Origin of the sequence: Psychrosphaera sp. B3R10 (assembly GCF_018861025.1) — a bacterium.
GTDB classification, from domain to species: Bacteria; Pseudomonadota; Gammaproteobacteria; order Enterobacterales; family Alteromonadaceae; genus Psychrosphaera; species Psychrosphaera algicola.
In genome coordinates this window covers 311,594-336,170 of record NZ_JAHKQH010000019.1, presented here as the reverse complement: position 1 = coordinate 336,170, position 24,577 = coordinate 311,594, and the positions used below count along the sequence as shown (strand labels likewise).

Here is a 24,577-nt window from a genome sequence, read left to right as displayed (position 1 = left end):
TCGGCTGGTTTTTTTGTTTTTATCACTTCAAAACGTTGAATTTTGCAAAAAAGTCCCCACAAATGTTGGGTTGAATATAAGGGGAATCCATTGGAATTTTTATACGAATACGGTTTGTTTTTGGCCAAAATTGCTACGGTTGTTGTAGCCGTTGGTATTGTTATTGGGTTAATTGCAGGTGCAGCAATGAAAGGAAAATCGAGCAAGAAGGGCGAATTGTACTTAGAAAATATCTCTGAATCAAAAGAGCAAGAGATTGACGATGTAAAAAAAGCCATGCTTGATAAAAGCCAAATTAAAGCATTAGAAAAAGCAGAAAAGAAACTTAAGAAGGCAAAGTCAAAAGCGAAAGATGATGAAGCTAAAACAAAAGCTAAGTTATTTGTCATCCGTTTCGACGGTGGCGTAGATGCTCAAGAAGTTGAATCTCTTCGTGAAGAGATTAGTTGCATTATTTCGGTTGCTGAAGAAAATGATGAAGTATTAATCAATTTGGAAAGTCCCGGTGGAGTGGTTCATGGCTATGGGCTTGCCGCTTCACAAATTGATCGTCTTAAAAATGCAAATCTTAAAGTAACAGTTGCGGTTGATAAAGTGGCTGCAAGTGGCGGGTATATGATGGCCTGTGTTGCGGATAAGATAATTTCAGCACCTTTTGCAATTATTGGTTCAATTGGTGTGGTAGCTCAAATACCAAATATTAATCGTCTTTTGAAAAAGGTTGATATTGATATTGAACAGCATACTGCGGGCGACTATAAACGAACGCTTACTGTCCTAGGTGAAAATACCGACGCAGGGCGTGAAAAATTCAAGCAAGAGTTAAATGAAACACATGATTTATTTAAACAGTTTGTAGCGGATCATAGACCAGAGGTTGATATTGATAAAGTGGCAACTGGTGAACATTGGTATGGAACTCAAGCCAAAGATCTCGGTTTAGTTGACGAAATATTAACAAGTGATGATTTTGTACTAACGAACTTAACAAAATACGACGTTTATAAAATTGAGTTTAAGATAAAACATAATTTGGCGGAAAAATTTGGTATAGCCGCTGAACTTGGCTTGAAAAGGGTATTTGGTGTTTTGTCTTCGTGGTCGGTGACTAATACTAAATAATGCTCATATAACTCGTTAATTCGATTAACAAAAGAATGAAACGTTAGGCCAGGTGCCTAACGTTTTTGTTTTTGCCACCGTAATTTTCAATCGGTTTACATTTTAGGATATTCGTTAATAGTATTATTCTGTTAATTCGCCGTCTCAATATGGCGAAGTAACCCAAACAATGGTTAAATATTGGCAACTCATTTTTGGATTACAATATGAAAAATAAATCGATTTTACTCTCGTTACTACTATTTCCATTATTTACCTTTGCGGAAAGTTCAGAATTAACCCTTGAAAAAATAATGTCAGATCCTAGTTGGATTGGAGCCGCACCATCTTCTGCTGCGTGGCTTGCGACATCAGATTCTGTTGTATTCCAGCAAGAAACGGAAACCGCCATTGAAAACCTGATGAAAGTGAATTTATCAAGTTTATCCCAATCAAAGGTGCCGATAGAAACATTACATTTAAACCACCAAGACGAGTTAGTTTTTAACCGAAATAAAACCCTAGCAGCCTATGTTTTTGAGGGTAATTTATTTACTGTCGACATTGCAATCAACAAGGTAACGCAACTTACCTTTTCCAGTTCAATTGAAAATGAACCTATGTTTTTGAACGACAATCGATTGTTATTTTGGCGCGATTTTAGTGCTTATGTTTTTGATCTAAATTCGAAAACTGAAAAAGAACTGGTCAAACTAAGTTTTGAAAAAAAACCTGAAGCACCAAAAATTAAAGATGATGTAATTAGTACTGAGCAGCACAAATTAATTAAGTTTGTTGCGAATGAACATAGAGATGAAGTTGAGCGATTCAATTACAGTTCAATGATTAATCAAAAAAATAAAAGTGTATTTTCTCAGGAGTATTTTTTCTCACCTGAAGACAGACTTGTCGATGTGTCTATTTCACCACGTGGTGACAAGATGATTGTTGTTACTGCGAAAAAGAAAAATTGGCGAAGTGACGGCGATATCATGCCAAATTATATTGGTGATGATGGTCGAATTCATGCTGAAAAAGTTAGATCTAGAGTCGCTGACGCTGAACCTAATCAACAAACATTTTGGTATGTGGATTTAATAGATAGAAAACAGTCTCAGATCACTATTTCAAATTTGGATGATTTTGACAAAGACGTACTTAAATCTGTTAAAACCGAGAATGCTAAGGCATTAGGTAAAAAGTACAAAAGTGAAAAACAAGATAGAACCGTTAATTTGATTGTTGATTGGAGCTGGGAGCAAAGCCCTATTCAGTGGCAACAGTCTGGTGATAATGTCGCTATCATGTTGGAAGCTTGGGATAATAAAGACCGTTGGATAGCCACGGTTGATTTTGATAAAAGCAAGTTGAAACAGCAACATCAATTACATGACGATGCGTGGATAAACTACACATTTAACGATTTTGGCTGGTTACCAAATCAAAACAAACTTTATTTTTTATCAGAACAAAATGGGTATTCTCATATCTATACAAAATCGATTTCTAGTAAAAAGGTTCGACAGGTTACTGATGGAAAATTTGAAGTATCAAGTTTACAAGTAAACTCGGATGGTTCATCGTTTTTCTTTAGAGCGAACGTAAACCACCCAGGAGACTACCAAATTTACCGTGTAGCAACTGACAGCAAAAAACAAAGTAAACCTGAAGCGTTAACTTCGATGTTAGGAAATAATGAATTTTCTATATCTCCTGATGAAACAAAATTACTCATAACGCATTCAACACTAACTCGCCCAAATGAGTTGTACTTAGTCGATTTAACAAATAACAATCAAGTTACGCAGTTAACTCAAACGGTATCGAAAGAATTTGTTGACTACGATTGGCAGGCACCAAAAATTGTTGCGGTACCGTCGTCAAATCAAGAACAGCCTATTTACTCTAAAGTTTATTATCCTAAAAATTATGATCCAGCTAAAAGCTACAAAGCAGTAATCTTTAACCATGGCGCCGGGTACACGCAAAATAGTGACTATGGATTTTCCTATTATTTTAGGGAGTTTATGTTCCATAACTTTTTGACCCAACAGGGTTATGTTGTAATGGATATGGATTACCGAGCATCAAAAGGGTATGGCCGCGATTGGCGTACGGCAATTTATCGTCAAATGGGTACACCGGAAATAGAAGATTTAAAAGATGGTGTTAACTGGCTAGTAGAAAACGTCAGTGTTGATAGACAACGTGTTGGAACTTACGGTGGTTCATATGGCGGCTTTATGACGTTTATGGCCTTATTTACAGCACCTGATTTGTTCCAAGCAGGGGCTGCGTTGCGTCCGGTTTCCGACTGGGCCCATTACAATGACGGTTATACGTCTAATATTCTCAATCGCCCAACAAACGATCTTTTAGCCTATCAACGAAGTTCACCAATATATTTTGCAGAAGGACTCAATAAGCCTTTACTAATTAATGCGCCAATGGTCGACAACAACGTGTTTTTTGTTGACGTTGTGCGACTCGTTCAGCGCCTCATTGAATTAGAAAAAGAGAATTTCGAAACGGCTATTTATCCTGTTGAACCGCATGGGTTTGTTCAACCTTCAAGTTGGTTAGACGAGTATCGTCGTATTTATAAGTTGTTTGAAACTCACTTATAACGCTTAAAAAATGTTTAGTTTTTAAAAGGGCCAATAGGCCCTTTTTTATTTGTGCCGTATTACCTGATAATAAAAGTAGAATACGGCAACAACACACCCCACGATAACACCTATCAGATGTGCTTCGGTTGCAACGGAAGCACCAATTAACTCTTCGGTTTCCGCTGACGCCCCTACAATATTTTCGTACGCAACTTTAATTGCAATACCTAGTAACAGCAACCAACCTGTTTTTTCTTGTTTGGTGATATCTATAATGCCACCGTAGATTAACAGACTATGTAGGACCCCAGATAAACCGGCGTAATGACTGTAATTAGCAAAAAACATGAGTGTTATGCCAACGAGGGTAAGGCATAGCAGCATCACTATTAGATAGTGTTTAACACTGTAATATTCACCGTGTAACGCCCAGACTAAAACTAATCCAGAAGAGTTTAATAACAAATGATTTAAATTGGTGTGTAAAAGCTGGCCTGTGATCACTCGCCACCATTCTCCATCAAGTACCTTGGTTGGAAACAACCCTAATAATTCGCTGGAGTAGGGTTCAAATAAATGAAGTAAGATCATGCAACTAAATACAAGTAGCGGCCCAATTATAAACTGACGTCGCAACGGTAGACCTAACATGTAAATGACCCTATTTTGTAGTATGTGTTTAATGTGTGATTTGATAACATTACGGTAATAACAAATTATTCGAAGTAACTATGCGCGTATTAACTCTTATTACTTTCACCATTGCAACTCTGTCTAGCCAGTTTTTAATGGCGGCCGAACAAACTCACGAAAATGCAGTTTCTAGAGCGGTACCAGAAGCCTTTACTGGAATGAACTACCAGAAGTCTGCTATTGCTAGTGAGGCGATGGTCAGTGCAGCAAATCCTCATGCTGTAGATGCGGGTTTAGCAATGTTAGCGCAAGGTGGTAATGCTATTGATGCTGCTGTTGCTATACAACTGGTATTAACTTTAGTTGAACCGCAGTCCTCAGGCATAGGTGGTGGCGCATTTTTATTATGGTATGACGCCAAGACAAAACAAATGACCTCTTTTGATGGTCGTGAAAAAGCCCCATCTGCGGCTACTCCAGAATTATTCTTTGAAAACGGTAAACCTGTAAGATGGATTGATGCTGTTATCGGTGGACGTTCAGTGGGCGTACCTGGTGTTCTCCATATGTTGCATCAAGTACATGAAAAAAAAGGCCAATTAGAATGGCACAAGCTTTTTCAACCCGCGATAAAATTAGCTGAGAATGGATTTCGAGTAAGTCCTCGTTTAGCCAAATTAGTCGCCATGCATATGAATCCTGGTCTTGCTCGGTTGAGTCCGGCTAAAGAATATTTTTACCCAAATGGAAAAGCCATTAAAGAAGGCAGTCTGTTAGTTAATAAACCTTATGCCAATACATTAAAGCTTATTGCTAAAAATGGTATTAAGGCGTTTTATAACGGGATTGTCGCTAAACAAATTGTTGAAGCAGTCAATAATGCTCCGGTTGCCCCCGGGTTATTAGCACTTGAGGATCTTGAGAACTATCAATCAATCGAACGTCAGGTTGAATGTTTAGACTACACTAAAAGAGACTCATCTTTTGATATCTGCAGCATGGGGCCACCAAGCTCAGGCGGCATAACGGTATTGCAAATTTTAGCGATGTTAGAACCGTTTGATTTCACCGGTTTGAATTTTTTTAGTGCCAAAACGTTACATCTCTATTCTCAAGCAGCGAGACTGGCATTTGCCGACAGAGACCAATATATCGCTGATAGTGATTTTGTAGATGTGCCTACCTTAGCAATGTTGGACAAACAGTATTTAACCAAGCGCAGTGCACTAATAAACGAAAAACGGGATATGGGGAAAGCCACAGCGGGCATTATTGGACGTAAAGAATATGCCGCAAACGTATCAATCGCGCAGCCTAATACGAGTCATCTATCAATTGTCGATAAAGAGGGTAATGCAATCTCAATGACAACAAGTATTGAAATGGGCTTTGGTTCGACGGTTATGGTTTGTGGGTTTTTATTAAATAATCAACTAACCGATTTTTCATTAGCACCAAAGGTAAACGGGAAACTAGTTGCTAATCGAGTGGAAGCGAATAAACGCCCAAGAAGCAGTATGACACCAGTGATTGTCATGAAGGATGACGAATTGTTTGCGGTTTTAGGCTCACCCGGTGGCAGCCGTATCATAAACTATGTTGGGTATGCCTTGCTTGGGCTATTGGAATTTGAGATGGATCTTGACGACGTTGTGAACGGTCCGAGGTTTTCAAATCGTAATGGCTATACGACGTTGGAAAAAGATTCGATATTGGCACAGTACAAAACGCAATTGGAACAGATGGGACACACCATAAGGCTATCTGAACTAACCTCAGGTATCCACGCCATAATTAAAACTAAAGATGGCTGGAAGGGGGCTGCAGACCCTCGTAGAGAAGGTACGGCAAAAGGGCTTTAATAGTCAGGGCGCACTTTTTGTATAACTAAGTGCGCTTGCGTTTTATTGTTCTCTAGCGTCCCAACAATCACAATCAAACTGAAACGCTAACTCTAACTCTAACTCTAACTCTAACTCTAACTCTAACAAAATGCTAACCGATAATTGTTGGGTTATTTATGTTGTCTTGCATAAGGGTCGTCGGCAATTTCGGCAATGAGCCATTCACCTTTTTCTTTAACAAATTTAACTTTTCTAAGGTCGTTTTTAAGTGCGCCGAGGTATTTACCCGTGAACAAAATATTGACTGACGTAGTGTTATTGTCCCCAACTTTAACTTGATTTAAGGTTCGATCAATTTTTAAGTCGACTCCCTTATCAAATTGCATATTTAGCACATAACGCGAATAACCTTTAGGTGTACCATAACTCTTAATGATCCGAGCATGCTTTTTGGTAACATATTTTAACAATAGAGAAATATCATTTTGGTTATAAATGGCATCAAAAAACGTTAATGCACGATATTCAGGTGCATTGGGGTTTGCAAATGCAGGAATATTGCTACTTTGCTCTTTACAAGCATACAAATTAAAAAAAACAAAAATCACGATAAGTGTTCGGATGATATTCACAAAAATTCCTTATTTTTGGCCAAAGATAAAAATCTTTCTTCCATTAGTCTATCGTGAACACTTAAATGATCCACCTAAAACAAAAAAAAACTCAAAGTTTATAAAACTTTGAGTTTTTTTGAACGCTTTTAAAAAGCAAACTAATTCAAATTATTGTACAAGTTCAGAATCAGTGAATACTTCAGCAAATAAAGGCGAACTTAAGTAACGCTCTGCAGAACTAGGTAAGATTACAACAATAACCTTATCTTTGTTTTCTGGTTTTTCAGCAATACGTTTAGCTGCAACTACTGCAGCACCTGAAGAAATACCAGCTAAAATGCCTTCTTCTTTCATTAAGCGGTGTGCCATTTCCATTGCTTCATCATTACTAACCGCTTCAACTGAGTCAATTAAGTCTAAGTCTAAGTTTTTAGGAATGAAGCCTGCGCCAATACCTTGAATTTTATGTGGTCCAGGTTTTAAGTCTTCACCAGCAAGTTTTTGAGCAATAACCGGAGAATCAACAGGTTCTACAGCAACAGATTGAATTTGCTTGCCTTTTTCTTGTTTAATATAGCGACTAACACCTGTAATCGTACCGCCAGTACCAACACCAGCGACAAAGACGTCAATTGTCCCTTCGGTATCATCCCAAATTTCTGGGCCTGTAGTTTCAAAGTGAACTTGAGGATTAGCTGGGTTTTCAAATTGTTGTAATAAAACGTACTTTTCAGGATCTGAAGCAACAATTTCCTGCGCTTTAGCAATTGCGCCGCCCATGCCTTTTGGACCTTCAGTTAACACTAGTTTCGCACCTAGTGCCACTAATAACTTACGACGCTCTAAGCTCATTGTTTCTGGCATAGTTAACGTTAATTTATAACCACGAGAAGCCGCAACAAAAGCAAGTGCAATACCCGTATTACCCGAAGTAGGCTCGATAATTTCTTTATCTTGCGTAAGACGACCAGATTTTTCTGCGTCCCAAATCATATTCGCGCCGATACGACATTTAATACTAAATGAAGGGTTTCTTGATTCAATCTTTGCGTATACGTTACCGCCAGTAACTCGGTTTAGTTTAACTAATGGCGTTTTGCCTATCGAGCGTGAATTATCTTCGTAAATAGAGCTCATTTTTTTAATACCTTCATGGTTATAGTTTTTTAGCAACGGTGCTAGTAAATAACGTCAGAGGCAAAAATAAAAGTTCGTTTTTTAAATAACATATTCGTTTAAGTTAATAGCAGAAACATATCGAAATCTTTACACCTATTTTTTCCTATATTGAGGGCCAAAAAAATCAATTTACGCTGTCGGATAATTAGATAAGTGTTACACTTTGGCATTAATAATAATAATGTGAATTTTACTATGGCACGTCGTTTACCCCCGCTAAATTCATTAAAAGCATTTGAAGCTGCCGCGCGTAATCTTAGTTTTACTAAAGCCGCGGAAGAGTTGTTTGTTACTCAAGCAGCAATCAGCCATCAAATTAAGTTATTAGAAGATCATCTAAGCATTAAGTTATTTATGCGTCGAAATCGATCTCTTTTACTTACTGAAGAAGGGCAAAGCTATTATCTCGATATTAAAGATATTTTTGCGCATCTCTACGAAGCAACCGAAAAGTTATTAACGCGGGGAGCGAAGGGCACGATAAGTATCGCGCTCACGCCAAGTTTTGCGATCCAGTGGTTAGTGCCGCGTTTATCTGAATTTTCTGCGTTACATCCCGACATCGATGTGCGAATTAAAGCACAGGATCATGATGACAGCTCGCTTACTGATGATGTTGATGTAGCGATCTATTACGGATTAGGTCATTGGCAAGGAGTGAATGCCGATAAACTTCATACCGAGTACCTGACCCCAGTGTGTAGTCCACTATTGTTAGCAAGTGATCGTCCGATACGTTCGACAGAGGATTTACGTCATCATACTTTGCTGCATGATTCATCTAGGAAAAATTGGAAGGAATGGATGAAGGTTGCGGGGCTGCCCGATCTCAACGTAAATCAAGGACCAATATTCTCCCATTCATCTATGGTGCTGCAAGCCGCGATACATGGTCAAGGAGTGGCATTAGCACATAGTGTTTTAGCCAAGCCTGACATCGATTCTGGCCGTTTGGTAATGCCATTTGATCAAGTACTCGTCAGTAAAAATGCATACTATTTAGTCTGCCGCGAAGCCCAATCAGATACGGCAAAGATCGTAACATTTAGAAACTGGTTGTTAGCGGCTGTTAAGCAAGAACAAGAGGCCATTGAACTTGATTAAGATCACGACGGTTGGCGAAATTAGACGAACTTACATCCCTAACGATATAAAAGCTGTTTTAGTTATTGCCCACGGCGCTGGCGCTGGCCTTAAGCACGAATTTATGGATTCGTTTTGCCATTTGATGGCCCAATATAATATTGCGGTGTGGTCATTTAATTTTCCATATATGCAAATTATGTATGAAACGGAAAAACGACGTCCGCCAAATAAAGTCGATAAGCTAGTAACACATTATTTTTCTGAAATAGGTGAAGCGACTCGACAATTTGGTGCGGATTTACCTTTGTTTGTTGCTGGCAAAAGCATGGGAGGCCGAGTGTCGAGTTTGGTTTCAAGCATGTCACTTGCACAACAAACGTTGGCTGAATTGGAAAACGTGAACATTGCAGGAAACATTGTTTTAGGTTATCCGTTTATCCCACCAGGAAAGCCTGAAAAGTTTGAGTCTCGAACTCAACATTTTAAAGACCTGCAGTGTTCGTCGTTGATTTTACAAGGTGAGCGCGACACGTTTGGTAATACCACTGTGTTAAATTCTAAAACATTCCCAGACCAAGTTACAATAAGCTGGATCCCAAATGGTGATCATAGTTTTAAACCATTGAAGTCGTCGGGCAAAACATATGAAGATAATTTAGAATTAGCGGCAAAATTGTCTAACGACTTTATTTACAAAGTGATTGGCAAATAAGATAAATTAAAATGTTTAACAGGGGACTACGATGAATCATTACTGGAATTTTAAAGCAATAGCGTGTGTTTTAGTTGCGTTATCGGTTCTTGCCGGAGCATTTAGTGCACATGGTCTTAAAGATATATTAACGACCTCAGAACTTACAACGTGGGCAACGGCCTCTAATTATCTGCTTTCGCAAGGTTTAGGGATTTTAATTTTAAGCTGTTTACCACAGTCACCAAAACTTACACTTGGATTAAAACTGATCCTATTTGGCGTGATTACGTTTTCTGTTTCGTTGTTTATGTTAGTGTCATTTACGTTAAAAATTATTGCAATGCTTACGCCGTTTGGTGGCATGTTAATGATCGTAGGTTGGGGCGTAATTGCCTGGCATTGTTTTAGGCAATATGAATTTACTCAAGTGAAGTAATAGGCGCAGCGTTTTCGACGACTTGGTTAAGTAATTCACGTATATCGGCTTTATCGAGCTTTAATTCGGTCATAATATTTTGCACTTGCTCGTCGCGTAACAATCCTCTATAACTCACTGAATTAATAGCTAAATACATGTAGCCTGCAAGCTCTATACATAAGATGACAAATTGATATTTCTTTGGAATTAAGCGAAGCGGCGCTGATTTTTCAATATATTTTAGATATAGATCGAGTTGGTTTCTAACATGTTTATCGACATGCCAATTAACACAAATTTGAGAAATATGGGTCTTCAAAACTTTATTGTCCGATAACTCAAAGTAATCTAATAAAGAAAAATCTATTTTCGATTTTGTTTTTAACGTTTTTAACGGATCTTTGTTAAGAATTTGAGGGTTGGAAATCAAACCAGCCATGATTAACACTAATACCGATTTTTCACTGACATTTTGTTGTTGTAAATCTAGCTTTCTCGACAACAAAGATGTTATTGCAATAAATTGATCGAGTTTGTTAATGATTAAATGGCTAAATTTATCATTTTGACTATAGGCAATACGTAAAAACTGTTGCCTCATTAAAATAGCCGGTAATCGTTCAATGCCAATTAAACCAATGGCATGTTTTAACGTAAAGTTTGCTCTGACTTCTTTTGATTGAGATTGGGCGTAACCAATAACAGAATTTATATCCGCTTGTTCATTTAAAAACTGTTCTATTTTGTTAATTGGCGCAATATTAATAAGCTGATATAACGCTGGATAACTAATAGGCGCATTAAATCTTATGTTCTCAACTGGCAAGATAGGGACTTCTATCGGTGTATTGTTAGACAAACCGAGTCGTAATAAACGCAAACTTAAGTTATTAATCTGTTCTAATTTAAATATTGGAATATTTTTGTCGTATTGCGCTTCTTCATCAAATTTCACTTCTTGAATAACGTAGTTACTCGGCTTCTTTTGATTTTCGGCAATACTAATGCAGGCTTCTATAACACTGCCATTGAGTATGGCGATGAGTTGTTTGTTGTTTTGTTCAACGAAGACGACAGATTCATCCGTATGGAGTTTTTGCATCACGATTTGTTGATAGAAAGAAGACAAACGTGAATCTACAGGTAGAACATAATTTCCATAGGCAATTTGGCTTAGTAGTTGGTCACTATTGTATTTCCTAGTTTTTTGATGACGACACGCGGATAAACAATAATTGATAACAATAGTAACTAATGCTTGAACGGTTAGTCTTCTATTTTTACAGGTAGACCCACCTAAGATAGCCCCTAATATGGTATGCGTATTGGTTTCTGCAAACGCCTCAGAACAAGCGTACTTGTACGAACGCGCTAGAAGGGTACTTAAACTTGTTTTTGTCGAAGCGGTTAGCTTTGGATCGATAGATAACTTCTCAAATATCGGTTTTCCGCTATAAATAACGGTACAACAAGTAATTAACAGTTCTTTTTGAGTTTCTTTTGTTAACGAACAGGCATTACCTAATCGTAGGCCGATGACGATACAATTTAGTAAGGCGCCAACAAAAGGGGTAACCGCAATGAGTTTTGAACCATAAAGTAAAGTAAACCAAAATGGATTTAGTTTATTTAATACAAACGCATTATCGATTAACAGCGTTATGCTGGCATTAATTTCAGCAGTGTCTTGTTTTTTAACCGCCAACTGACAAATTCGAAGCGTTTTTAAAAACTCTGAAAGCGCCTGTTGGCCGTTATGTAGGTGTTCTTGAACGTTTTGCACAAATTAGTATTGAGTGAACTTTTCATATGCACCGGCGCCCCAAGCAATCAACTGACCGTTCTTGAATAACATCGGCGTACATTCGTCTTTTGTGGTGATACCATCACTTTTTTGATGCTGCGTACGGTAGAACATTACCTGAATGGTACCGTCTTCTACTTGCCTTGCTTCTGTAAGGTCTGGTGAACCTAACGAATCAATGACATGAGATTTTAGGATCTGATCGTTAATAGACAATTTATTAATATAAATTTTATTAAACGCCTGCCTATCTTCCCAGTCCATTTGGTCTGGATCATCTTCATAAAATGTAATGACCGTAGCTGCAAATACGACATATAGTCCAAATCCTATACCTGCAAATTTAACTACTTTATTAGACATAACATTCCTTCAATCTCTCTTTTATTTTGCGCGCATTATAACTTGAAAGCATCAAGCCTTGTCAAAGAAGTTTAACAATTAACTCGGATATTAAGTCACTATTTTGTAACAAGGTTCGTATTTGGCACCTGGTAATTTCATTCTGCCTTGTTGGACAAAAGCTTCGAGGAGCTTGTCCATCGCCAACATCAGTTCAGCATCACCATCTAATATAAATTGCCCGTGCTCTTTTACAGAACGAACGCCATCTTCTTTTATATTGCCAGCGACGATGCCAGAAAATGCGCGACGTAGATTCGCAGCGAGTTCTTTTTTATCTTGGTTAATATGGAGATCTAAACTTGCCATATTCTCGTGACTTGGGTTAAAGCTTTGTTGGAAACCCTGATCTATTTTTAATGTCCAATTAAACTGATAAGCATCACCATTTTCTTTGCGGTACACCCTTACATCTTCCATTTTTTCAGAAATATAGCGAGCAACTTGCTTAGGATCATCTGGAATGATCTTGATTAAATCTAGTGCTTCTTGGCCCAATGTCAATTCGATAAAGTTAGCAATTTCTTCAAAGTAACTTATCGACTCTTTTGGTCCCGTCAATACGATAGGTAACACTTGTTTTTTATTATCCGGATGTAACATGATGCCTAGGATATATAAAAGTTCCTCAGCTGTTCCAGCGCCCCCAGGGAAGATGATAATTGCGTGTCCGACACGTACAAAGGCTTCAAGGCGCTTTTCAATGTTTGGCAATATAACTAATTCATTAACGATTGGATTGGGGGCTTCTGCAGCTATAATACTGGGTTCCGTGAGACCTAAATAACGGCCTGAATCTATGCGTTGTTTTGCGTGCGCTAATGCCGCACCTTTCATCGGGCCTTTCATTGCACCAGGGCCACAACCGGTGCAAATATCCAATTTTCTTAAGCCTAATTGATATCCCACTTCTTTTGTATATTGGTATTCATGATCTTTTATCGAATGTCCGCCCCAGCATACGACGAGGTTAGGATGATCCGTAGGTGATACCACATTTGCATTACGCAACATTTCAAAAACTTCATTAGTAATAATTGCGCCCGATGCAAGTTCAGCTAATCTCTCATTTGGATAGCGGTTAGCGTTATACAAAATGTCTCTGATAACGGCTTGTAAATGTTCTTGAATACCGACAATAATTTTGCCGTCTACAAATGCAGAAGTCGGCGGGTTAACTAATTCGATTTTAATACCGCGTTCACGGCTTAATAAGTTTATTTCAAAGTCTTTGTATTTTGCCTGTGCTGCAGTACTGTCATCAGATTCGGTGCCAACATTGAGAACGGCTAGGGCGCAGTTTCTAAATAAATTATATAGGTTGCTGTTGGATGATTGTTTAAGTTGTTCAACTTCGTGTTGCGATAGTAAATTCATGCCACTAAGTGGACTTAGAAGTATTCTCATATCTTCTCCTTGATTTAATGCTTTGTTTTAACAAGGAAAGATGTATTTTTAATTACATCATCTATGTTGATTGTTTTTTTAATTATTATTTTTAAGATCTACTTTTTATAACAAATTCGATTTCGACCCGCATCTTTAGCTTCATATAGCGCTTTGTCAGCTCTATCAAACGCAGTGTGAACGTTGTCCGTTGCCACTAACATAGTGACACCAACTGAAACCGTTATGTTTAGTCGATCATTTTTTACTTTGAAAGGAATTGAACTGACTGCTTTACGCAGTTTTTCAAGTGGAGTTAACATATTTGTCGCGTCAGTATTTATCATTAAGCAAACAAACTCTTCACCGCCATATCGAGCTAAAAAGTCAGTTTCACGTAACGAGGTTCTCAGGGTTTTGGCAACAATTTGTAGCGTCTTGTCACCTACAGAGTGCCCATATTTATCGTTTATCTTTTTAAAGTGATCTACGTCAATCACGGCAATACACAACGGATCTGGGTGCCGTAACCAACGCTTAAATTCTTCGTTAAATCGTTTGTCGTACGCGCCACGATTTGGCAAGTTGGTCAGCGCATCTAAATCTGCTCTAGCGATCTCTTCGAGCCATTTTTTACGATAAAACTCCGTTCTTTGCTCTAAATTAGCCAATTTAGATTCCATGTCTTGCAAAACATTGTCTAAATCAGCAGCGCGTTGTTTTTCCAAGTCATCGCGCTGCTTAATCGACTCGGTAATAACGTTTAATTTGTTTTCAATTATCTGTTTAAGATTAGAAACACTATTAGCGCTGTCGGCATTTTTAGATAACTCGTCGATTTGACCATCTATTTTTCTATTTAACTGTTCGAGTTGGTTGCCGTAATCTTTAGAACAATTTATCGACTTAATCAGTGTTTTGTGGACATCGGCCAATGCCGCATTTACATTTAAAATGAGTTTTTGAGTTTGTAAAAATTCTTCAGAAAATTGAGTCACGGACTCTTCAAAATACGTAAGACAAATTTCTAAACGGTCAAAATCATGTGTAGAAACTTCGATGCGTTTTTTAAACTCATTTAATCGCGGCTTAATAATCGCATTTTGAGAGAGCTTATCGAGGCGAACTATTATGTTTTTAAGTAATTTAGGGTTTAATTGTTGATCTTTTGATTGGTTTTCAACAGGCTTTTGTTGAAATTGCATAGCGACCAAACGATAGGTTTCAACCAAATTGGCAACCGTTGGTTGCAATTCATTAAATAACAAAGTCTCTTTAGACTTTAACTTATTAACAACCATACGCAGTTTCCTACGAACGTTTTCTTCCATCCCTTTTACGGATTGCAAGGTTTCCCCAGCTTCTAACAGAAAGTCTCGTAGGGCTTTCTGTTTTAAATAATGTTGATTTTCTAAGGACTTTATCGATTCATGAGTTTCTGTAAGTCGAGACGTAAGCGTTGACAGCTCAACACCTTTACCTGTTGTTTTTCTAAGTTGAGTTAATTTATTGTCAACTTCTACATCTTGACCTTTGGTTAGACTTCCCATCTTGTCTACGACAGTTAACGCAAGCTTTAATGCTCGCTCGTGTTGAACAATCACATCTTCCAGTTGATTTTGTTTATCTTTTTCACTCATATCCGTAGTCTAAATATCCATAGCTAAAGAAGTTACTAAGATAACTATAATTTTAAAGTATAAAAAAAGCCATCTTGAAGATGGCTTTTTCTGGAATTACTTTTGTTTTTTAAGCAGATAGTAGGGTAACCAATTTGGTTCCGCTTGATATTCGTCATTCATGATCTTGTCCCACCCTTGTAAAATTGACTTACAGTTTTTGCTAGTTCGATAAGCATAGTCTTTTTTTATCCAAAGTGAAAGTCTTTTTGTACTATTACATGTCGACTTACATAATTGCTTACATGACTACTTACAGAATGGACAGGTGCTTATAACGACTTCGTGTAATTACTTATAGACACTCTATTTCTGCCCTCACACAGGTGGTTTATATTTTTGTTTAAATACAATGGGTTGTGTTTATTGAGGCTTTACTTTTTATGTCATGTGTGTATTTCAAAGAGGAAGATAGAAGTGGAATTTTGAATTGTGGTATGAATTAGTACTACATGCCAAACAAACGGTTGTAAACACGGATTGCGTGGTCATCAGACATCCCAGCGAGATAATCGCAAATTATCCGATCAGAGTTGAGTCCTTGTTCTTCACTCATTAACCATAATTGTTTTACTTGAGTTGGCAACAGGCGCTTTGGATCACACGAAAAGGCTTCAAATAATGAAATTAACATTCTTTGTCCCTTGAATTCCAGTTGTTGGATTTCGGTATTTTGGATCACATGTTTAAAAACAAATCGTTTCAATAAGTCCAACACCGGTTGTGCCGTAGGAAGTAATTGAGCGTTATATTGAAGCAATGTTTCGGCAAACGGGGTAGGCAGTTTGACAATGCTTATATTGGTGATTAGGTGATTTACTAGGGCACCAATTGCATTTTTTCGCTGATGATGTTCTTTGCTAAATAACATTATAGACAGTTGCTTGGCGTGTTTTTTTGCCCAAGGGTTACCGGTCGTTAACAAGCCAGGTAATACTTCTTCGTGCCAGAAATCGCTCGTCACCTTGCCTAACACAATAGCGTCTTCTAAGTCATGAACACCGTAGGCAATGTCGTCGGCTAGTTCCATAATTGAACAGTCGAGAGATTTGTATTTTGCTCTTAAAGAAAGAAACGGTCCCGTTGCAGCACCATCGGTATCTATTTCTAAAAATTGACTACGGTCTTTGTCTGACAGAGGTTGCAATAACCAATCAAAGCTCGCCTTGTCATCGTCGAATAGACCTTTAATGGGTTTCCAACTGTCAGCACGTATAATTGTCGAAATATTGTTTGGCTGAATAAATTCAGGGTTTTGTTTAATTAACAGTGGATATTTAACCAACCCTAGTAAGGTTCGACGCGTAAGATCCATACCAAACGCGGGTGTATAGGGTTCAAGTTTTGTTGCGATTCTGAATGTTTGTCCGTTTGCTTCGAATCCACCGGAGGATTTCATCATATAATTTAACGCAATTTCACCTCCGTGACCAAATGGTGGGTGACCCAAATAATGTGCTAAACAAAGAGATTCAATTAGTGCATCAGAAGGTAAAGCATCTTTGAGAAACTGATGGTTAAGGACGTTATTATTTTGTCTTAACTGAGCGGTCAACCCCGTGCCGATTTGGGCTACTTCTAACGAATGAGTTAATCGAGTCCGATAAAAATCGTCTTGCCCTACGCCGAGGATCTGAGTTTTGGATTGTAAACGACGAAACGCCGCGGAATGCAATATCCGGGCGCGATCTCGTTGGAATGGGTCTCGTTGATCGTTGGGTCTTTGATTGGCATCCCCCGATTGTCGATTGTTCCAAACGTCAGTCATCTAAAGCCTTAAAGTGGTGACGAAATTTCGTCAAAGTTTAGCGAGAAGCTTGGTAAAAACATATCCATAAAATAGTCGACTTCCGGGCAACGATACTTTTGTAGTGTTTTGTTAATGTTCTTTTTGGCTTTCTCAAATTCATGATTGCCTGCGCTTAGTTCTTCTAAGGTTTTAATTAAACCGCAAATTACATCCGCTGACTTCACAATCCGAGCCATCTCAGGATCAATATTTTCATGTAATAGAAGGTCACTGAAGTCTTCCCTAAATTCAGCAGGTAACATTTGCAACAATGATTTTTCGGCTACTGCTTCAATTTTTTTATAGGCGTTTGCGATATCTTCATTGTGATATTTAATTGGGCTGGGTAAATCGCCAGTTAATACTTCGCTAGCGTCATGATATAACGCAACGAGTGCCGCTTTTTCAGGGTTGACGTTGCCATTAAACTTTTTGTTTTTGATCAATGCCAAAATGTGCGCGACAGTTGCCACTTGATGGCTATGCTCCTGCACATTTTCGGTGGTGACGGTTCGCATTAAAGGCCAGCGTTGAATTAACTTCAAGCGGGCGATATTGGCAAAAAAGTGACTGTGTTCCATTATCATTTTCGGTATACATCTAAAAAGTCAGATAGGTCAGAGATGGCCTTTTTCAACTCATCTATATGCGGTAGAAACACCAATCTAAAGTGATCTGGGCTTGGCCAATTAAAGCCTCGGCCATGGACCACGAGTATGTATTTCTGCCTTAGTAAGTCGAGCACCATTTTTTCATCGTCTTCAATATTAAATTTTGACAGATCAATTTTCGGAAATAAATACATTGCGCCTTTAGGACGAGTAACTGAAATACCATCGATGGCATTTAATGCTTTGTAGGCATAATCCATTTGACGGTATAGTCGACCTTCTTTTGCGACCAAATCGTTGATACTTTGGTACCCACCTAATGCTTGTTGAATTGCATTTTGACATGGCACATTGGCACATAGTCGCATTGATGCCAGCATGTTTAAGCCGTCAATGTAATCGCCAGCCCATTTTTTGGGGCCCGATAGCAACATCCATCCTGTTCTAAAACCCGCGACTCGATAGTTTTTAGACAAACCGCTGAACGTTACAATAAATAGGTCCTGACGCATAGCTGCAATACTGTGATGAACAGCATCGTCGTATAAAACTTTGTCATAAATTTCATCACTAAAAATGATCAAATCATGTTCCGCTGCAAGGTCTGCAATTTCTAACAATACTTTTTTGCTATAAACCGCACCAGTTGGATTGTTTGGATTAATCAAAACAATTGCTCTGGTTTTTTTTGTGATCTTGGATTTAATGTCTTCAATTGAAGGTGCCCAATCATCATTTTCATCACAAAGGTAATGGACGGCTTTACCACCACTTACCGAGACGGTAGCTGTCCATAGTGGATAGTCGGGACTTGGAACTAATACTTCATCACCATTATCTAACAAAGCTTGCATCGACATGGAAATTAATTCACTAACCCCATTACCGATATAGATATCGTTGACTGTTACGTCTCGTAGACCTTTTTGCTGATAATATTGCATAATAGCAACACGAGCTGAATACAAACCTTTGGAATCTGAATAACCCTGGGCTTTAGGTAATTGTGCAATGACATCTTTTAAGATGTCGTCAGGGGCTTGAAAACCAAATGGGGCAGGGTTACCAACGTTTAGTTTTAGGATCTTGTGACCAGCTTCTTCTAAACGTTTTGCTTCATCTAAGACGGGTCCTCGAATGTCGTAACATACGTTGTCTAATTTGCTCGATTTTTTTATGGTTTTCATTACGTTATATTTCCATTTACATCTTGTTGCAACTTATTACAGTCATAAATACATTTTTACATAACAATATAAAGGTGACTAATTAAATTTGAGACAAATTATGGCATTACCTTTAATTGCAGCAGGTTTAGCGTTAGGCGCGGCTGCGTTACATGAATCTACCAAAAATCACTATAGAAATTTAGAATTAAATCGTAAAAATGACGATTATTCTAATATATATCATTCCAGTATCACTAAAACACCTTCAGATACCTATGACAATGGCCAAACAGTGACCCCAGTGTTTGGCAGTATTGTGTGTTGTGAAGTTTATAATCTTGTTGACCACACCGGTATTTGGATTGACCGGGACACCATAATTGAATTGAGTGAAAATGGCTTAGTTAAAGCAATATCTTATGAACGTTTTTTAGATGACCGATCAGGCGATAATATGTTTGTTGCGTGTGATAAAAACCACAATCCGATAGTAATTGAAGGCGTGGGAGAACGTGCCATTAGCAACGTATATACGCATCGCGAATACGATGTGGTCAATAATAATTGCCACCGGTTTGTACACCAATGTTTAACAGACAGTGACAAAAAAATAACACGATTTAAATCACTTAATGAAGCCTTGTGTTTACAAGCAGGTAAAACTATTTTTTGGGATAGAGTAAAGACGCCTCGATAAGTTGTGCTAAAATTACAGGCTTAACCCAATTACGGAAATTTTATGATAAGCCAAGTAATAAAAAAATTAGTCATTATCCTTGTCGTTGCTTATGCAGCTATTTACCCCTTCGTACAGCATTCACCGGTAGAATCAAGTTTAGAAAGCGAACTAGACATCGAGATTGGATCGGTTAAAAAACACATATCTAAAAAATCTCATAAAAATGTTCACCTCCCCGATTTTGCCAGCATTCGTGATGTGAAAGAAAAGAAGCACGCTTTTTTTACTTTTATGAAGCCATTTGTTTTAGAAGTTAACGAAGAACTCGGCCGTCATCGCGCGTTTGTAGAATCATTTAGTCCACAGAGTAAAAACGCGTCAGACAAAAAGCGTTTTCTTGCTCTTGCTAAAAAATACCGAATTAAAGAACTAGACGACTTACATAAAGTGAAAGCTGAATTACTAACTCGTGTTGATATTATCCCAGTGGATTTGGTTTTGATGCAGGCGGCCAACGAAAGTGGTTGGGGAACCTCGCGATTCGCGTTAGAAGCAAATAATTTATTTGGTCAATGGTGTTTTACCAAAGGCTGCGGCGTTATTCCAACAGGCCGACCTGCAGGCAAAACCTATGAAGTACGTAAATTTGCAACGCCAGCGGATTCCATCAGAAGTTATTTCCATAACTTAAATACTGGCCACGCATACGCTAAGTTACGACAACTTAGAAATCAACAAAGGGTTAACCATGATGAACTGGACCCGTATGTTATTGCAGAGGGGCTATTGCCATATTCAACCCGTCGCGAAGCCTACGTGGAAGAGATCCAAGAAATGTTACGTTTTAACCAAAAGTATATGTAAATGACATTGAAAAAATTAGCGGTACCGTTTTTACTATTTTTCTCCATGTGTTTGGTGTCGAGTAGCCTATTTGCCAACGTTGAACAACAAACAAAGACGATGGAACTCAACTACGATGGCTTTTTTGATCGTATGGATGATTTGGATGAAGCTGAATATGTTGATATAAAATTGGCGTTTTACTTTAATCAAATTAACAGTAAAAAAGCCTGTCCAATACGTTCGGCTAAGTTGCAAACTAAGATCAAATCAATGCCTGTTTACTATCTAGAAAATGGTGAAGTTTTATTGCCATTTGATGAACAGTTGGACATGGATAAAGCAAAGTTGGTCATTGAAACCGAAAAGGGATTAGAGTGCGGCTTAAACATGAGACTTGAAAACAGCTTCTTGTTAGCCTCAACCATAGACAATACTAAGCTAGTCCGTCTTGTTGAAACTTTTAACGATGCTCTCCAGGATTTAGGAGGCATGATGTCGTTTTTAGTACCAAAAGTCACAGGTGTTACCGTTTTAGGAAAAACTGGAGAGCAATTAAGTATAATCAACGGAGATGAAAGTTGGTGCAGTGATAACCAATGTATATTAACTTCAGCCATACTTAAAAACGCTGAAAAACCATTTGTCCTTAGTTCAATACCATCGAAGATTGTTCCGTTTATTAAACCATAGAGCTAAGGTAATCAGTGATTTTTAGTCTTCAATATTCGTTAAAAAGTAGAGTTTAGAGGTATCAAGCTTTACAAAGTCGGTTTGTCATCAATACACTTTTTAAAACCGCAGTTTAACGTTTAACAAGCCCAACCAATTAGGTAGGGCTTTTTTTTTCATCCAATTATATGATAGTTATGATTATATTATTGTCGATGGATCGTTTTGAGTTAATTCTTGTAAGTCTATATTTGATATTGAGCCTTAAGGAAAAGTTTATGAAATTAATTACGGTGGGCCTTCTAACTTTGTTATTGTCAGCCTGTGTTCTCGATGAGGACGCATTTTCTGATCAAGTGTCCTTTACCAATGATAGTGAGGTTGCTACGTTCACCGAGGTTGATTTAGAACAACGAACTGGCTACTTCAGTATTGAGTTGACTAAGCCAAAACAATTAGAAAAGCGGTGTGTAGATACCGAATGTTCGCAGACCTTGTTTACCCACAATGGGAATTATTTTGATTTTTCATTTATCGCAGATGGCGATTGGACTAAAGATTTAAGTATGCTTTCGGGCGAAGAAACTGAATTGATGTTGCACACACAAGTTAGGCGAGTGAATGGTACTTTTTACTTTTATCAGGACTATGAAAACTCCAACCCTTTACTTTTTAGAGTCGAAGCGCAATGGTCCGATTTTATTTCTGGTGACAGTGGGAATGGGATTGAAGCATATTATAGCCCTGTTTGTGGATGTGTAATTATCGACTTAGATTTGGATGATTATATTGCTTACAGCGCTAATAGTACTGAAGTAACTTCAAACCTAAGCAACTATTTCCGATTTGAGTTTCTACTTTAGTTTCTACCTCAGAAGTATCAACCACTGTTTATTATTAGCCTGACAAATTATAAACAGTGGGTCTGCTAACCATTTAGATAAATATCTAAACTCATATAGCGAGTCGTCTAAGTGAAAAGCGGTACACTCTCTTTGTCATAGCAATCAGCGTGTCTGATTGCATCGGGTTTTAAAAGGTGAGCTTTTTACACCTGTGAATTTTTTTACAGAATTTGCATTTGAACCTTTGTAAGCCTTTATTTGTTGCGCCCCTTAAATAAAGAACTCGATTCGGCAATTACCATACTTTCCAACTTTACCCTCTTTTTGGTACTTGTTTATTTGACGATATCAACACATAACTGGGACATAGCCTTATAGAAACAACTAACTGCTATTTCCTCGATAGTCTTCGGATCACCGAACTTTCCTGATTTCCACAAAAACATCATTGCTCAGACATAGTAGTTGCAAGCACCCTAAAGAGTTTGCTAATAATAGATAAATAAGCACAGGGAAAATATTTTTTCAGGATCTGAGGAAACTTTTTCCTGATGAAGTTGTTATGTTTTAAATTAAAATGAGTGAATTCATAAGGTAACCTGATGGATAAATATTTAGTTACTAAAGAAGAGATTGATGCCTACGAGGGTATTGATAAAACACATTTTCTTAATCCTAATGCAAAGCGTATTAATAAATCTCTTGGAGACTTAACGGGTCTGAGTGGTATTGGGTTTCACATAATTGAAGTTAAACCCGGTTATGTAACTACCGAAACGCATGTTCATTATTCTGAGGAAGAATGTGTCTATGTTCTTGAAGGGAATGGTGAAGCTATTGTTGGAAATGAGGTATACGAAATTAAAGCAGGTGACTTTATTGGTTATCGTGCTGGAGGTGAAGCACATAACATTAAAAATACAGGAACTGAAACTCTAAAATGTATAGTTGTTGGTCAGCGGCTAGATAGCGATATGGCTGACTACCCCAATCTTAAAAAACGAATATATCGCCGCAATGGGCAAAAATGGAATTTGGTTGATTTTGAAAATATCCAAGAACCAGAGGGTGGTAAAAAAGCATAACAATTTGTTAAACAAAGTTCAAAACGGTTGGCTTTTGCTCCTTCGTCACTGGTTTTAACCAATTACAACCAGCCCATTATTGAGGCGTTCACCTCCTAAAATAAGCGTCAGAATTGTTGATCTCTTAAAGATTGTGAGCACATAAAACAAGCTCATCAATATCAAATCAACCAAATTATTCCCGACGCTTTTTAATTTCAATTTAGGAAAGTGAGTACAGTTTTTATTGTTTCAATTTCAAAGATAGCAAGGCCGCTGTAGCAACAAACAAGCTTGATATCCATAAACATGCCTCTAGGCCAAAATTTTGATATACCCATCCTGAGAGTACAGTGCCTATTAGTCTGCCCATTGCATTAGCCATATAGTAAAAACCAACGTCGAGCGACACACCGTCGTTACCGGCGTAACTTACGATAAGGTAACTATGCATAGACGAATTAATGGCAAACACAACGCCAAAAATAATGAGTCCTATGATGATCGACGCAAGAATGTGAAAATTAAAGTGTAATGCCAAAGCAATAAAAGCGGGGATTATTGCCAAATAACTTGCCCATAGAAAAGCAGACTTTCCAGTTGGCGTTTTTCCCTGTCTCTTTCCGGTAAAATAGGGCGCGAAGGATTGTACGATTCCATAGCCGATTACCCAACTTGCCATAAATCCGCCAACCCACCAGTGGTCCCAATTAAACTTTACGGCTAAAAATACTGGTAATGCGACAACAAACCAAACATCTCTTGCCCCAAATAAAAACATGCGTGCTGCTGACAGAATATTTATTGATGCACTCTTGGAAAAAATGTCACTGAATTTAGGTTTGTGCTTTGCTTTACCCAGATCTTCCCTTAATGCGATTAAACTAACGACCCAAACGATACTTAATAGGGCTGCCATAACAATAACCGCGCCTTTAAACTCAAGTAAAGTAAGTAGCAATCCCCCTAAAAAGAACCCAGCGCCCTTTAGTGCATTTTTACTCCCCGTCAGTATTGCAATCCAATGATAGAGCTTTCCTTCTGCGCCGTCGCTTACAAGTAACTTAATGGAACTCTTAGCACTCATTTTATTTAGATCTTTGGCGATACCAGATGATGCTTGAGCCACCATTACGTAGACGATTGTTAGCATTTCAGCAGGAACTGCAAGCATAGCGAGCGCGATTATTTGAATCGCTAACCCGATGTTCATGGTTTTGTTTAAACCTAAACGAGCGCCTAACCAACCCCCAACAAGGTTAGTGATAACACCAAATATTTCGTAGAATAAAAATAACATCGCAATATTTAATGGTGAGTACCCTAACTGATGAAAATACAGCACAACGAGCATACGTAGTGCACCATCAGTTAATGTAAACGCCCAATAATTACCGGTGATCAATAAATATTGTTTTATCTGTGGCGATAGTGTTTTAAATGATAAAAGTCCCAT

Annotated in this window: 22 protein-coding genes; 11 read left to right on the top strand and 11 right to left on the bottom strand. The window is 38.0% G+C overall.

The features are described from left to right. Positions 1 to 90: 90 nt before the first annotated feature. Together sohB and KO525_RS06680 are read left to right on the top strand one after the other, a co-directional pair. Positions 91 to 1,122 (top strand): protease SohB, encoded by a 1,032-nt coding sequence (gene sohB, locus KO525_RS06685; RefSeq protein ID WP_215963010.1) that lies wholly within the window; start codon positions 91 to 93, stop codon positions 1,120 to 1,122. A 206-nt stretch (positions 1,123 to 1,328) separates the two neighbouring features. Continuing rightward, positions 1,329 to 3,728, top strand: a complete 2,400-nt coding sequence (locus tag KO525_RS06680; protein WP_215963009.1) for a prolyl oligopeptidase family serine peptidase — start codon at positions 1,329 to 1,331, stop codon at positions 3,726 to 3,728. 45 nt (positions 3,729 to 3,773) lie between these two features. Here KO525_RS06680 and rrtA read toward each other — a convergent pair whose 3' ends face one another. Continuing rightward, a complete protein-coding gene (rrtA, locus tag KO525_RS06675) occupies positions 3,774 to 4,361 on the bottom strand; it encodes a rhombosortase (RefSeq protein WP_215963008.1) in 588 nt (195 codons plus the stop codon). Between the two features lie 80 nt (positions 4,362 to 4,441). Here rrtA and ggt point away from each other — a divergent pair, with 80 nt between their 5' ends. Beyond that, positions 4,442 to 6,205 (top strand): gamma-glutamyltransferase, encoded by a 1,764-nt coding sequence (gene ggt, locus KO525_RS06670; RefSeq protein ID WP_215963007.1) that lies wholly within the window; start codon positions 4,442 to 4,444, stop codon positions 6,203 to 6,205. Positions 6,206 to 6,357: 152 nt separating this feature from the next. Here ggt and KO525_RS06665 read toward each other — a convergent pair whose 3' ends face one another. After that, complete coding sequence (locus KO525_RS06665; protein WP_215963006.1) at positions 6,358 to 6,819, bottom strand: hypothetical protein; 462 nt, start codon at positions 6,817 to 6,819, stop codon at positions 6,358 to 6,360. 150 nt (positions 6,820 to 6,969) lie between these two features. Further along, positions 6,970 to 7,938 carry a cysteine synthase A gene (gene cysK / locus KO525_RS06660; protein ID WP_215963005.1) on the bottom strand — a complete coding sequence of 323 codons (969 nt, stop codon included), beginning with the start codon at positions 7,936 to 7,938 and terminating at the stop codon, positions 6,970 to 6,972. 237 nt (positions 7,939 to 8,175) lie between these two features. Here cysK and KO525_RS06655 point away from each other — a divergent pair, with 237 nt between their 5' ends. The 3 genes from KO525_RS06655 to KO525_RS06645 are packed head-to-tail and all read left to right on the top strand — an operon-like array spanning position 8,176 to position 10,196. Next, the gene (locus KO525_RS06655) at positions 8,176 to 9,084 is read left to right on the top strand and encodes a transcriptional regulator GcvA (RefSeq protein WP_215963004.1); all 909 of its coding nucleotides are present in this window, start codon (positions 8,176 to 8,178) and stop codon (positions 9,082 to 9,084) included. Then, positions 9,077 to 9,778 (top strand): alpha/beta family hydrolase, encoded by a 702-nt coding sequence (locus KO525_RS06650; protein WP_252736706.1) that lies wholly within the window; start codon positions 9,077 to 9,079, stop codon positions 9,776 to 9,778. Before KO525_RS06655 ends, KO525_RS06650 begins: the two co-directional genes overlap by 8 nt. Before the next feature lie 31 nt (positions 9,779 to 9,809). Then, entirely contained in the window at positions 9,810 to 10,196 is a 387-nt protein-coding gene (locus KO525_RS06645) for a DUF423 domain-containing protein (protein ID WP_215963003.1), read from the top strand. Here the strand turns inward: KO525_RS06645 and KO525_RS06640 are convergent. From KO525_RS06640 to KO525_RS06610, 7 genes are all read right to left on the bottom strand, one after another. Next, a complete protein-coding gene (locus tag KO525_RS06640) occupies positions 10,180 to 11,961 on the bottom strand; it encodes a hypothetical protein (protein ID WP_215963002.1) in 1,782 nt (593 codons plus the stop codon). The genes KO525_RS06645 and KO525_RS06640 overlap by 17 nt on opposite strands. A 3-nt stretch (positions 11,962 to 11,964) precedes the next feature. After that, a complete protein-coding gene (locus KO525_RS06635) occupies positions 11,965 to 12,345 on the bottom strand; it encodes a DUF3192 domain-containing protein (RefSeq protein WP_215963001.1) in 381 nt (126 codons plus the stop codon). 90 nt (positions 12,346 to 12,435) lie between these two features. Then, positions 12,436 to 13,791, bottom strand: a complete 1,356-nt coding sequence (gene ppnN / locus KO525_RS06630; protein ID WP_215963000.1) for a nucleotide 5'-monophosphate nucleosidase PpnN — start codon at positions 13,789 to 13,791, stop codon at positions 12,436 to 12,438. Positions 13,792 to 13,889: 98 nt separating this feature from the next. Next, the gene (locus KO525_RS06625) at positions 13,890 to 15,410 is read right to left on the bottom strand and encodes a GGDEF domain-containing protein (RefSeq protein WP_215962999.1); all 1,521 of its coding nucleotides are present in this window, start codon (positions 15,408 to 15,410) and stop codon (positions 13,890 to 13,892) included. A gap of 487 nt (positions 15,411 to 15,897) precedes the next feature. After that, on the bottom strand, positions 15,898 to 17,217 hold the full coding sequence (locus KO525_RS06620; RefSeq protein ID WP_215962998.1) for an anti-phage deoxyguanosine triphosphatase: 1,320 nt from the start codon (positions 17,215 to 17,217) through the stop codon (positions 15,898 to 15,900). An 8-nt stretch (positions 17,218 to 17,225) separates the two neighbouring features. Further along, positions 17,226 to 17,819 carry a 5'-deoxynucleotidase gene (gene yfbR / locus KO525_RS06615; protein ID WP_252736705.1) on the bottom strand — a complete coding sequence of 198 codons (594 nt, stop codon included), beginning with the start codon at positions 17,817 to 17,819 and terminating at the stop codon, positions 17,226 to 17,228. A gap of 2 nt (positions 17,820 to 17,821) precedes the next feature. Next, the gene (locus tag KO525_RS06610; protein ID WP_215962996.1) at positions 17,822 to 19,036 is read right to left on the bottom strand and encodes a pyridoxal phosphate-dependent aminotransferase; all 1,215 of its coding nucleotides are present in this window, start codon (positions 19,034 to 19,036) and stop codon (positions 17,822 to 17,824) included. Positions 19,037 to 19,136: 100 nt separating this feature from the next. Between KO525_RS06610 and KO525_RS06605 the strand changes: the two genes are divergently transcribed. From KO525_RS06605 to KO525_RS06585, 5 genes are all read left to right on the top strand, one after another. Then, the gene (locus tag KO525_RS06605; RefSeq protein WP_215962995.1) at positions 19,137 to 19,715 is read left to right on the top strand and encodes a hypothetical protein; all 579 of its coding nucleotides are present in this window, start codon (positions 19,137 to 19,139) and stop codon (positions 19,713 to 19,715) included. Between the two features lie 42 nt (positions 19,716 to 19,757). Further along, positions 19,758 to 20,561 carry a glucosaminidase domain-containing protein gene (locus KO525_RS06600; protein ID WP_215962994.1) on the top strand — a complete coding sequence of 268 codons (804 nt, stop codon included), beginning with the start codon at positions 19,758 to 19,760 and terminating at the stop codon, positions 20,559 to 20,561. After that, the gene (locus tag KO525_RS06595; protein WP_215962993.1) at positions 20,562 to 21,233 is read left to right on the top strand and encodes a DUF2987 domain-containing protein; all 672 of its coding nucleotides are present in this window, start codon (positions 20,562 to 20,564) and stop codon (positions 21,231 to 21,233) included. A gap of 257 nt (positions 21,234 to 21,490) precedes the next feature. Beyond that, positions 21,491 to 22,075, top strand: coding sequence for a hypothetical protein (locus KO525_RS06590; RefSeq protein WP_215962992.1), 585 nt, complete (start codon positions 21,491 to 21,493; stop codon positions 22,073 to 22,075). 584 nt (positions 22,076 to 22,659) lie between these two features. Continuing rightward, positions 22,660 to 23,142, top strand: coding sequence for a cupin domain-containing protein (locus tag KO525_RS06585; RefSeq protein WP_215962991.1), 483 nt, complete (start codon positions 22,660 to 22,662; stop codon positions 23,140 to 23,142). A gap of 223 nt (positions 23,143 to 23,365) precedes the next feature. Here KO525_RS06585 and arsJ read toward each other — a convergent pair whose 3' ends face one another. Further along, entirely contained in the window at positions 23,366 to 24,577 is a 1,212-nt protein-coding gene (gene arsJ, locus KO525_RS06580; RefSeq protein WP_215962990.1) for an organoarsenical effux MFS transporter ArsJ, read from the bottom strand.

Bases quoted from the DNA above. Each gene is read 5' to 3' on its own strand.
- ppnN (WP_215963000.1), bottom strand. From the start codon at position 13,791: ATGAGAATACTTCTAAGTCCACTTAGTGGCATGAATTTACTATCGCAA.
- KO525_RS06590 (WP_215962992.1), top strand. From the start codon at position 21,491: ATGAAATTAATTACGGTGGGCCTTCTAACTTTGTTATTGTCAGCCTGT.
- KO525_RS06585 (WP_215962991.1), top strand. From the start codon at position 22,660: ATGGATAAATATTTAGTTACTAAAGAAGAGATTGATGCCTACGAGGGT.
- KO525_RS06595 (WP_215962993.1), top strand. From the start codon at position 20,562: ATGACATTGAAAAAATTAGCGGTACCGTTTTTACTATTTTTCTCCATG.
- KO525_RS06600 (WP_215962994.1), top strand. From the start codon at position 19,758: ATGATAAGCCAAGTAATAAAAAAATTAGTCATTATCCTTGTCGTTGCT.
- KO525_RS06610 (WP_215962996.1), bottom strand. From the start codon at position 19,036: ATGAAAACCATAAAAAAATCGAGCAAATTAGACAACGTATGTTACGAC.
- KO525_RS06625 (WP_215962999.1), bottom strand. From the start codon at position 15,410: ATGAGTGAAAAAGATAAACAAAATCAACTGGAAGATGTGATTGTTCAA.
- KO525_RS06605 (WP_215962995.1), top strand. From the start codon at position 19,137: ATGGCATTACCTTTAATTGCAGCAGGTTTAGCGTTAGGCGCGGCTGCG.
- yfbR (WP_252736705.1), bottom strand. From the start codon at position 17,819: ATGGAACACAGTCACTTTTTTGCCAATATCGCCCGCTTGAAGTTAATT.
- rrtA (WP_215963008.1), bottom strand. From the start codon at position 4,361: ATGTTAGGTCTACCGTTGCGACGTCAGTTTATAATTGGGCCGCTACTT.
- KO525_RS06635 (WP_215963001.1), bottom strand. From the start codon at position 12,345: ATGTCTAATAAAGTAGTTAAATTTGCAGGTATAGGATTTGGACTATAT.
- KO525_RS06645 (WP_215963003.1), top strand. From the start codon at position 9,810: ATGAATCATTACTGGAATTTTAAAGCAATAGCGTGTGTTTTAGTTGCG.
- KO525_RS06655 (WP_215963004.1), top strand. From the start codon at position 8,176: ATGGCACGTCGTTTACCCCCGCTAAATTCATTAAAAGCATTTGAAGCT.
- ggt (WP_215963007.1), top strand. From the start codon at position 4,442: ATGCGCGTATTAACTCTTATTACTTTCACCATTGCAACTCTGTCTAGC.
- arsJ (WP_215962990.1), bottom strand. From the start codon at position 24,577: ATGGGACTTTTATCATTTAAAACACTATCGCCACAGATAAAACAATAT.
- KO525_RS06620 (WP_215962998.1), bottom strand. From the start codon at position 17,217: ATGACTGACGTTTGGAACAATCGACAATCGGGGGATGCCAATCAAAGA.
- cysK (WP_215963005.1), bottom strand. From the start codon at position 7,938: ATGAGCTCTATTTACGAAGATAATTCACGCTCGATAGGCAAAACGCCA.
- KO525_RS06680 (WP_215963009.1), top strand. From the start codon at position 1,329: ATGAAAAATAAATCGATTTTACTCTCGTTACTACTATTTCCATTATTT.